The sequence below is a fragment of the Candidatus Bandiella numerosa genome (genome assembly GCF_021811875.1).
GTDB classification, from domain to species: domain Bacteria; phylum Pseudomonadota; class Alphaproteobacteria; order Rickettsiales; family Midichloriaceae; genus Aquirickettsia; species Aquirickettsia numerosa_A.
The window spans coordinates 1-10,154 of sequence record NZ_JAJBJD010000016.1; the positions used below are offsets into that span (position 1 = coordinate 1).

Genomic DNA, 10,154 nt, shown 5'->3' on the forward strand with positions numbered 1-10,154 from the left:
CTTACTCTTCTCTATACGTTCTTCTGCTTCTCTTACTAAAAATGACATTTTGCCTCCTCTTTCGTATGTACTTATCTTTTCATTCTATCATATATGTTTCTTTCTGCCTATTATGCAATGGTCTTTTTTATGTGTCCCCCTGTGGGATAGGGTTAACACCCTTGCCTTTAGGCAAACACTTTAGTATTTTTCTTTTTTTAAATACTGTTAGAATTGTTTAGCTGGCAAATTTAAAAATCAGATTTGAGTATCAAATAATGTGATTCACAGTAAATTTTGGTTCTAATGATTGAATTATATATAATTTTCGGCTGAAATTGATAAATCTGGTTAATTATTTTCTGATTTAAATGACTGTAAGGTATTAAATAGATTTCTCTTCATGTCAACAATACCAGTATTGTTAATACCAGAATAGAGCATAACGTTTTTATGAGTGTGTTCTTCAAGTTCCTTTTTCTTTTTTAGTATTTGCTTATCGTCAAGCATATCAATTTTTGATAATAAAATTAGTTCCATTTTATCTATAAGTTTGCCGTAATTTTTTAATTCTTTTCTAATTATTTCATAATTATTTATAATATCATCACTTGTAATATCTATGATGTGTAGAAGTATTTCGCATCTTTCTAGATGTTTTAGAAACTTTATTCCAAGTCCATGCCCTAAGCTTGCATCTTCTATCAAACCAGGAATATCTGCTATTGTAAATTCATTATGTTCATAATAGACAACTCCCAGCTGAGGTTTTAAAGTAGTAAATGGATAATCTGCAATTTTTGGTTTAGCAGAAGTTACTCTGGATAAAAATGTAGATTTTCCAGCATTAGGCATTCCTAATAATCCGATATTTGATAAAAGTTTTAAATTTAGCCATATCCACATTTCATTTCCAATTTTACCTGCTGTAAATTTTCTAGGAGCCCGGTTTCTTGAAGATTTAAAATTGCTATTTCCTAAACCTCCTCCTCCACCTTTTAGGATAATTTCTTGTTGCTCGGGATGGTCAAAATCATATAATATGTATTTTCTATCTTCAGATAGAACTTGAGTTCCTTGAGGTACATAAATTATTAAATCTTCTCCTGATTTACCAGTTTTGTCACTTCCCTGTCCATTTTGTCCCTTAGGGGCTTTGAAATGCTGCTTATATCTAAAGTCAACTAGAGTATTTATGTTTGGTGCGACCTTAAGTATAATTGAGCCACCATCACCACCATTGCCACCGTTTGGTCCTCCTAATTCTATGTATTTTTCTCTTCTAAAACTTGCAATTCCGTTTCCACCATCGCCTGCTTTTAAATATATTTTAGCTTCGTCTATAAAGTACATAAATTTTTAAGAACAATTATTTTTTAAATATTGCAACGATTCTTTGAAACCTGATAGATCGTAATAGTCTAAAGCAAAATTTTTATCATCCTTGTAACTCTTAATAGAAAAATAATTTATGTTTGTTTTGATTAATAAGTTGATTAGGTAATTATCCTGATCACTGTTATATGTAGTGGCATAACTTTCATATGAACTATCCAAATTGTAGTTTTTATCTTCATCAACAGTCAAAATAACAAGATGTTGTTTTGATAAATCATATCCAGCGTAAGCGGTAATTGTGAATTTGTCCTTTCCCAAATAATTAATATTAACATAGGTATCTCCTCTTGCTCCAGTGTATAATGTAGTATTGATGGGGTTGGAATAAGTATAACATATTTTTTGCTTACCTTTTTTCTCAATATATGTTATCCAATTACCTATATTTCTTTGTTGTTTTTGTACGTTGATTTTTGCTTCTGCGGGACTTACAATACATGAAAGGCAAAGATAAGCTAAAAAACCAATTAATGGCAAACTATTTTTCATATATTTCAATGTTTAATTCAATAATGTATAAAATTTTTATAACACTCATTTGTATAACTCATACAATAACTTTTGTCTTAGCTCAAGATAACATTTTTCCAATAAATTTTAATACAAATGCTGAATATGCATATTTGGTTGATTATGAAAGCGGCGAAGTGTTATACGATAAAAACGGAAATGTGCCGATGACTCCATCATCTATGACAAAAATAATGACATCATACATTGCATTTGCAAAATTGAAAGATGGGAGATTAAAATTATCGGATAAATTTACTATTAGCGATAATGCCTCTAAAAAAGGTGGCTCCAAGATGTTTTTAAAACCTGGAGAGCAGGTTTCGGTAGATGAGCTTTTAAAGGGAATAATAGTTTTATCTGGAAATGATGCATCTATTGCTTTAGCTGAGAGCCTACATGGGAGTGAAGAAAATTTTGCTAATGAAATGAATATATACGCGAAGAAATTGGATTTAAAAAACACAGTTTTTAAAAATAGTACGGGGTGGCCTGATGATGGGCACGTAATGAGTGCAAGGGATTTAGCAGTTTTAGCAACTAAATTAATTGAAGATTTTCCTGAATATTATCACTACCATGCTGTTAAGCAGCATTCATTTAATAATATCAAACAAAATAATAGAAATACCTTAATAGGTTCATATGGTGTTGATGGAATAAAGACCGGAAAAACCGATTTAGGTGGATATGGGATAGTAGCAAGTGCAAAAAGGGATGGAAGAAGATTGATTGCCGTGATAAATGGTCTTAAAAGTGAAAAGGAAAGGGAAATTGAGGCAAAAAAGCTCCTTGATTTTGGCTTTTCAAATTTTAAAAATTTAATATTATTTAAAGGACAAAATGAGGTTGTTGAGGCAGATGTAATATATGGAAATTTGAATCAAATATCATTAAATGTGCAAGGTGAAATTGTTATAACGGTGCCTTTAGAATATGACAGAACGAAAGACTTATTATTTTTAACTCAGTATAAGGAACCATTAGAAGCACCTATTAAAAAGGGTGCTGTGGTTGGTAAATTAAAAATTATGAATAATAAAGAAAAAATTCTGATTAAGGAGGTTGACCTCCTTGCAAGTACAGATGTTGAAGAATCAGGGATTATTAAAAAAGTTCTTCAAAGAATAAAATATTTTTTTAAAAAAATATTTTAATCAGCATGATTTATGAAATTATGAAAAACTTGAAAAATAATTACAATATTATGCAATCATCCTTGACCATGGTTAATAATAAATCTGTTAAGATTAAACCATTTATTAAGTGGGTTGGGGGAAAAAGGAATATAATAAATCACTTGATCAAAGAATTACCAAAGAATATTAAAAATTACTATGAACCCTTTGCTGGTGGAGCTGCTCTATTTTATGAATTGCATGATAAAGTAAACTACAGCTTTTTATCGGACTTAAATATTGATTTAATTGTGGCGTATCAAGTTATCAAAAATAACACAGAAAAATTGATTGCTTTGTTGAAACAACATAAAGAATTACATTGTCAGGAGTATTTTTATAAAGTGCGTAGTATGCAAGATATTGAGGAGCCAGTTGAAAATACAGCTAGGTTTATTTATTTGCTAAAAACATGTTTTAATGGTCTTTATAGAGTAAATAAAGATGGTAATTTTAATACACCTATTGGGAGTTATAAAAATCCCAATATTGTAGATGAATGCAATTTAAAATTAGTGAGTGAAGTCTTGAAAAATGCAGACATAAAATATCAAGATTTTAGAAAAATAACACCACAAAAGGGAGATTTTGTTTATTTTGATCCGCCATATCATCAGTTAAATAATAATTCCTTTGTTGGATATCTGAGTGAAGGTTTTGTGGAAAAAGATCAAATTAGGTTAAGAGATTTTGCAATTGAATTGGATAGGGATGGTATAAAATTTATGATATCAAACTCTGATACAGAATTTATACGCTCTATATATAAAAATTTTAAAATCAAAAATGTTGCTGCTCCAAGATTTATAAATTGTAAATCTGATAAGCGTCACTCGATATTGGAAACGTTAATTACGAATTATTAAGATGATGTCAATGAATAAACAAGATTTAAAATATCAAATTGATGATAAGTTGATTGGGGGTATTCAGTATGATGGAATTCACAATATGGGCCAATAAGGGGAATATTTAATATTATGGATATTGTGCTTACAATAGGAATAATGTCACTGCTAATACTAATATTATGTATGGTAACGCTTATCTTTATCATAATTAATAAAAATACAAAAGGTGCAGAAAATTTAAAGGATCTAATAATAGAACAGAAATCATCATTAAATCACCTAAATAATTTTTTTGATAAACAAATAAATTTTCTACACAATAGTATCTCTAAACAAGTTGAAAATAATCATTTAAATCAACAAAAACAGTTGGGTTCCATGCAAAAACAGTTGGTACAGATCGCAGAATTGAATGAGAATAAAATAGAAAACATGAGGCGATCAATGGAAGAAAAGGTTAATCAGATGCAAGAAAATAGTCAAAAGAAATTGGATGAAATTAGAGTAACTGTTGAAGAAAAGCTTCAATCTACACTTGAAAAGAGGTTGGGAGAATCTTTTAAACTTGTGAGTAATCAACTAGAAATGGTGCATAAAGGTTTAGGAGAAATGCAACATCTGGCAACAGGTGTTGGAGATTTAAAAAAGGTTCTAACTAATGTTAAAACAAAGGGAATTTGGGGAGAAGTCCAATTAGGTAGTATTCTAAAACAGATTTTAAGTGAAGAGCAATACACCATGAATGCAAAAATAAACCCTTTGAGCAATCAAAGAGTGGAGTATGCCTTAAAATTACCCAATAAGGATGAGGAAAATTCAGAAACTTTGTTACCTATAGATGCAAAATTACCTTTGGTAGAATACTATAAGCTTATAGAATTTTATGAAGAGGTGGATAAGCCGAATATTGAAAAACAAATAAAAATATTAGAAGCTGTTGTTATGAAGGAAGCTAAAAGTATAAATGAAAAATATATTAAGCCGCCACATAGCACAGATTTTGCAGTGATGTTTCTTCCTATAGAGGGATTATATGCAGAGGTAGTGAGAATCCCAGGGTTGCTTGAAAAGTTACAACGTGAATATCGTGTTATAGTAACAAGTCCAACCACATTGACTGCATTACTTAACAGCGTTCAAATGGGTTTCAAAACTCTAGCTATTGAAAAAAGATCAAGTGAAGTTTGGAAACTTTTAGATTCAGTTAAACATGAATTTTCTAATTTTGTTAGTATCTTAAGTAAAACAAGAATAAAATTAGATCAGGCCAGCAAAGCTATAGGTGAGGCTGAATATAAGGGTAATGTAATAAAGAATAAACTGCAAAATGTTGAAAAATTACCACTTTTAAAATAAATAAAAAATTTAAAATGGAAAACTCTAAAGGGGATTATTTATCAGGATTAAATGAGAATCAGTTAGAGGCCGTCTCACATATAAATGGCCCGTTACTAATTTTAGCTGGAGCAGGAACTGGCAAAACAAAAGTTTTAACCTCAAGAATCATACATATTTTAAATAATAATATTGCATTTCCATCGCAAATCCTTGCTGTTACATTCACCAACAAAGCGGCTAATGAAATGAAGCAAAGAGTTGATAAATTTTTAAAAAATGTAACTGGCTCGATGAATATAGGCACTTTTCATTCTATCGCAGCGAAAATTTTAAGGCGTCATGCAGAATTATTAGGTTACACTAGTGATTTCACTATCATAAATCAAGACGACCAATTAAGGGTAACTAAGCAATTGATTAAGGATTATAACCTTGATGAAAAAAGCGTTTCTCCAAAGGTTTTGCTTTATTATATTAATAGGTTTAAAGATAGGGCAATAATTCCTGAAAATGTAGCAGCCAATGAGGCTGAGCACTTTGCTTTAGGTAAGTTAAGTAAATTATACACTGAATATCAAAGTAGGTTAAAAAATTTTAATGCTATGGATTTTGGAGATCTACTTTTGAATAACATTCAGCTTTTTAATAATAATTTAGATATATGTTTATATTACCAAAGTAAATTTAAATATATATTAGTTGATGAATATCAAGATACTAATATTGCGCAATATTTATGGCTGAGAACCTTATCTCAAAATAATAATAACATTTGCTGCGTTGGGGATGATGATCAATCTATATATGCATGGAGAGGGGCGGAAATTACAAATATTTTGAGATTTGACAAAGATTATCCTAATGCTAAGGTAGTGAGACTTGAAAAAAATTATCGTTCTACTCAGCATATTTTAAATTTAGCTAGTAAGTTAATTGCTAATAATGCAAATAGGCATTTTAAGAATTTATGGACTGATAGGACAGATGGGGATAAGGTTAAAGTCATAAATTATTATGATGATAAGGAGGAAGCGAGGGCTATTGCAGATGAAATCGATATGCTAGAAAGGCTAAAAAAAACAACGCTTTCTGAGATGGCTATTTTAGTGAGAGCAGGGTATCAAACAAGAAATTTTGAAGAGAGTTTGAATTTTTTGGGAGTTCCATATAGAATAGTGGGTAGCACCAAATTCTACGATAGATTGGAAATAAGAGATTGCATAGCCTATATAAGGCTTCTTGTTAATAAAAATGATAACTTGGCATTTGAAAGAGTTGTCAACACCCCTAAAAGAGGTGTTGGAAATAGTACTCTTATGAGCGTTTTAAATGTTGCTAAAGAACAGAACATATCAATGTTTGATGCTATAAAAGGAATGATTAGTGAAAAAAAAATTAAGGGTAAAGCAATGGAATCGCTCAATCATTTTATTACCTTAATAGAGGAAAGTAATAATAACTTAAGAGTTGGTAACCATGCTGGTGTTGTTAAAGTTTTATTGAATAAAGCGGGCTATATTGATACGTGGAAAAATGATAATAAGCATGAGTCTAGGGAGAGGATTGATAATATTAATGAATTGATTAATAGTCTAAGTGAATATGAAAATTTGCAAGAATTTTTGGAGTACATAAGCTTGATAAGTGATGCAGACAATGTTGCCGAAGATAACAGGGTGAACATTATGACAATTCATGCTGCTAAAGGTTTGGAATTTGATACAGTATTTTTGCCAGGCTGGGAAGAGAGTGTTTTCCCTAGCTCAAAATCAATAGAAGAAAAGAAGGAATTAGGGTTAGAAGAAGAAAGAAGATTGGCGTATGTGGCAATAACAAGAGCGAAAAGAAATCTCTCAATTTCGTATGCATGCTATAGAAGGATATATGGAGATTTTCAGGCCTCAGAGATATCAAGGTTCATTAATGAACTGCCAAAAGATAGTTATCAACTGGTAAATAACTACTTTAATAGTTCATTAGCTTCAGCACAAAAAAATGTAACATCATTTAAGGATGTCAAAAAAGAAAACTACAAACCAGTAAAAATAGAAAAATTTAGTATAGGAACTAAGGTTTCACATATCAAATTTGGTAGAGGAATTATTTTATCTGCTGAAGGAGATATAAAAGAAATATTTTTTGAAAAAGAGGGAGTGAAGAAGATAATGTCAGAATTTTTAAAATTAATTTAGGTAATTTGATGATTCAAAGCAATATTAATATGCCTCCACAGCACATAGCAATTATTATGGATGGGAATGGTAGGTGGGCAAGAGAGAAAAATTTACCGAAGATTATAGGCTATCAAAAAGGTATTGAATCTGCTCAAAAAATAATAGAATACTCCAGGGATTTGGGTATTAAATATTTAACCCTATACGCTTTTTCCCTTGAGAATTGGCAAAGACCAAAAGATGAAGTTACAAAGCTGATGGATATGTTTAGAGATTATTTAAAAAATGATATCGAAAAATTAATTAAAAAGGGTATACGGATAATTTTTATTGGTGATAGATTAAAATTGGATGAAGATATTAGAGATTCTATGAAACAAGTTGAAGATAAGTCTTTGCAAAATAGTTTTTGTGCAATTATTGCTGTGAGTTATGGGGCAAGGAATGAGATAACAAGTGCAATTTTAAAATTAGGAGAACAATATGGTAATGAATCTCTAAATCAAAATAATATTGAAGAATTATTTGAATCTGCTATAAATCCACATGGAATACCAAATCCTGATTTATTAATTAGGACGAGCGGAGAAAAAAGACTTAGCAATTTTTTATTATGGCAAATTGCTTATACAGAGCTTTATTTCACGAATAAATATTGGCCAGATTTTGCTAAGCAAGATTTACTAGATGCCATAGAAGATTTTAATAAAAGAGAGAGGAAATATGGGAAGTAAAATATTAGGAAATAACTTATTTAAAAGGGTTCTCACAGCTTTAGTGTTAATCCCAATTGTAGTATATATAGTAATTAAAGGTGGAATTTTTATTGATTTATTTTTAGGGTTAATATTTGTCATTGCAACTTATGAAGTGATTACGATTGTCAATAATGACAAAAATCTGTCCTTTCTAAACAAGCTGATTTGGATAATACCAATATTAATTTATATAGGACTATCTATTTATTGTATTAGGTGTGTTATTAATTCTAATTCAGGAATATCTCCTTTTTTTCTGATACTTACAATTTGGGTGTTTGATACAGCTGCTTATTTTGCAGGTTCCTTAATTGGAGGGGCAAAATTATGTCCTAAAATTAGTCCTAAAAAAACTTGGTCTGGTCTTTTTGGTGGAATTGTAATAACTTTCCTTTTTCCTATACCATTTTGTTTATTTTATGAATTAATAAAAAATAAATTTACCTTAGATTTTTCTGAATGTGTAAATAGTGAGGGTATTGGTTATTTAATAGCATATGGTTTTGTCGGAATGTTTTCTGGTCTTATCGGGCAGATTGGAGATTTATTAGAATCCTGGTTTAAAAGAAGATTTGATGTAAAAGATAGTGGTAATATTTTGCCAGGGCATGGAGGTGTTTTAGATAGAATGGATAGTATATTTCTTTCAGCATTTTTTTGGTATATTTTAGCTTGCATGTAATGAAAAAGAAAATTTGTATTTTAGGTTCGACTGGCAGTATTGGATGCAACACATTAAATTTAATATCACAGCATCAAGATAAATATGAGGTTGAAACTCTAACGGCAAATGAAAATGTTAAGAAGCTGGCTTTGCAGGCTATAGAATTTCGAGCAAAAAATGTTGTAATTTGCGATGATAGTAAATTCAAAGAGCTGAAGGAGTTACTAAGTGGTTATGATATAAAAATTTTCTCTGGCTATGATGAACTTGTCAATTTGGCAGGTCTAAAATATGACATCACAGTTGTTGGAATCAGTGGTATTATTGCATTAAAGCCAATCATGGAAGCAATTGGCAATTCTAAAGTGCTTGGGCTTGCCAATAAGGAAAGCATAGTTTGCGCAGGAGATTTTATAACTAACAAAGCAAAAAACAGTATTACCAAAATAATCCCCTTAGATTCAGAACATAATGCTATCTTTCAAGTATTTGAGGAAAAAAATAGGGATAATATAGAGAAAGTAATGCTAACTGCTTCTGGTGGTCCATTTCTTAACAAAAGCATTGATGAACTTAAAAATATAACTCCAAAAGAAGCAATTAGGCACCCTAAGTGGAAAATGGGGGACAAAATTTCTGTGGATTGTGCCAATATGGTTAATAAGGGTTTAGAAGTGATTGAAGCATGTAAACTTTTTAATTTAGATATTGATAAAGTAGATGCAATAATCCATCCAGAGTCAATCATTCATGGAATGGTATATTATGCTGATGGTTCAGTTCTTTCTCAAATGGGATATCATGATATGAGAACACCGATTTCAACGGTGCTTGAATATCCAAAGAGAGTAAGATTTAACTATAATCATTTGGATTTTTCAAAAATTGGATCTTTAAATTTTAAGGAGATTAATCGGGAGCTATTTCCATTATTTTACCTAGCTAAGGAAGCATATAGATTTGGTAATTACGCGCTGATTGCATTTAATGTTTCAAATGAGGTTGCAGTTGAGGCATTTCTTAATAATAGAGTAAGTTTTTTAGGAATCGATAAGGTAGTTAAGATAATTATGAATCAAACTGAACCAATCAATATATCAACCCTAGAAGATGTATTGAATTTTACTGATAAAATTGAAAAAGAAACAAAGACGGTTTTACAAAAATTGTAACATTAACGGAAGCATAAATATTAGATAGCGTTAAGCAACTTTTAGAATCAACTCATTGTCAATATTTGCTTCATAAAGATTCCACTCATTAGAGGACATAGTCGCTTTAATCTGCAAAACATTGTGTGCATT

Annotated in this window: 9 protein-coding genes and 1 pseudogene; 8 read left to right on the forward strand and 2 right to left on the reverse strand. The window is 30.3% G+C overall.

From position 1 onward, the window contains the following. Nucleotides 1-184 (forward strand): hypothetical protein (locus tag L8D11_RS01240; protein WP_236869862.1); only part of this gene is annotated, 184 nt, incomplete at its 5' end. Nucleotides 185-330: 146 nt separating this feature from the next. On the opposite strand, the gene cgtA is transcribed toward L8D11_RS01240, so the two are convergent. Beyond that, entirely contained in the window at nt 331-1,332 is a 1,002-nt protein-coding gene (gene cgtA / locus L8D11_RS01245) for an Obg family GTPase CgtA (RefSeq protein WP_236869863.1), read from the reverse strand. 6 nt (nt 1,333-1,338) lie between these two features. Continuing rightward, nucleotides 1,339-1,866, reverse strand: coding sequence for a hypothetical protein (locus L8D11_RS01250; protein WP_236869864.1), 528 nt, complete (start codon nt 1,864-1,866; stop codon nt 1,339-1,341). Between the two features lie 8 nt (nt 1,867-1,874). Here L8D11_RS01250 and L8D11_RS01255 point away from each other — a divergent pair, with 8 nt between their 5' ends. The 7 genes and pseudogenes from L8D11_RS01255 to dxr all read left to right on the forward strand — a co-directional run bounded on the left by L8D11_RS01255 (nt 1,875) and on the right by dxr (nt 10,022). Continuing rightward, nucleotides 1,875-3,044: a D-alanyl-D-alanine carboxypeptidase family protein gene (locus tag L8D11_RS01255; RefSeq protein ID WP_236869865.1), complete on the forward strand. Its 1,170-nt coding sequence runs from the start codon at nt 1,875-1,877 to the stop codon at nt 3,042-3,044. 20 nt (nt 3,045-3,064) lie between these two features. Then, a complete protein-coding gene (locus L8D11_RS01260) occupies nt 3,065-3,931 on the forward strand; it encodes a DNA adenine methylase (protein ID WP_236869866.1) in 867 nt (288 codons plus the stop codon). 141 nt (nt 3,932-4,072) lie between these two features. Next, nucleotides 4,073-5,272: a DNA recombination protein RmuC gene (locus tag L8D11_RS01265; protein WP_236869867.1), complete on the forward strand. Its 1,200-nt coding sequence runs from the start codon at nt 4,073-4,075 to the stop codon at nt 5,270-5,272. Between the two features lie 14 nt (nt 5,273-5,286). Beyond that, nucleotides 5,287-7,194, forward strand: a pseudogene (locus tag L8D11_RS01270) (ATP-dependent helicase); the annotation flags it as partial. A gap of 260 nt (nt 7,195-7,454) precedes the next feature. Then, nucleotides 7,455-8,162, forward strand: a complete 708-nt coding sequence (uppS, locus tag L8D11_RS01275; protein ID WP_236869868.1) for a polyprenyl diphosphate synthase — start codon at nt 7,455-7,457, stop codon at nt 8,160-8,162. Next, nucleotides 8,152-8,868, forward strand: a complete 717-nt coding sequence (locus L8D11_RS01280) for a phosphatidate cytidylyltransferase (protein ID WP_236869869.1) — start codon at nt 8,152-8,154, stop codon at nt 8,866-8,868. The genes uppS and L8D11_RS01280 overlap by 11 nt, the downstream gene beginning before the upstream one ends. After that, entirely contained in the window at nt 8,868-10,022 is a 1,155-nt protein-coding gene (gene dxr, locus L8D11_RS01285) for a 1-deoxy-D-xylulose-5-phosphate reductoisomerase (RefSeq protein WP_236869870.1), read from the forward strand. Before L8D11_RS01280 ends, dxr begins: the two co-directional genes overlap by 1 nt. The last annotated feature ends 132 nt before the right edge of the window (nt 10,023-10,154 follow it).

Coding starts and splice junctions, on each gene's coding strand:
- cgtA (WP_236869863.1), bottom strand. CDS start 1,332: ATGTACTTTATAGACGAAGCTAAAATATATTTAAAAGCAGGCGATGGT.
- L8D11_RS01250 (WP_236869864.1), bottom strand. CDS start 1,866: ATGAAAAATAGTTTGCCATTAATTGGTTTTTTAGCTTATCTTTGCCTT.
- L8D11_RS01255 (WP_236869865.1), top strand. CDS start 1,875: ATGTTTAATTCAATAATGTATAAAATTTTTATAACACTCATTTGTATA.
- L8D11_RS01260 (WP_236869866.1), top strand. CDS start 3,065: ATGAAAAACTTGAAAAATAATTACAATATTATGCAATCATCCTTGACC.
- L8D11_RS01265 (WP_236869867.1), top strand. CDS start 4,073: ATGTCACTGCTAATACTAATATTATGTATGGTAACGCTTATCTTTATC.
- uppS (WP_236869868.1), top strand. CDS start 7,455: ATGATTCAAAGCAATATTAATATGCCTCCACAGCACATAGCAATTATT.
- L8D11_RS01280 (WP_236869869.1), top strand. CDS start 8,152: ATGGGAAGTAAAATATTAGGAAATAACTTATTTAAAAGGGTTCTCACA.
- dxr (WP_236869870.1), top strand. CDS start 8,868: ATGAAAAAGAAAATTTGTATTTTAGGTTCGACTGGCAGTATTGGATGC.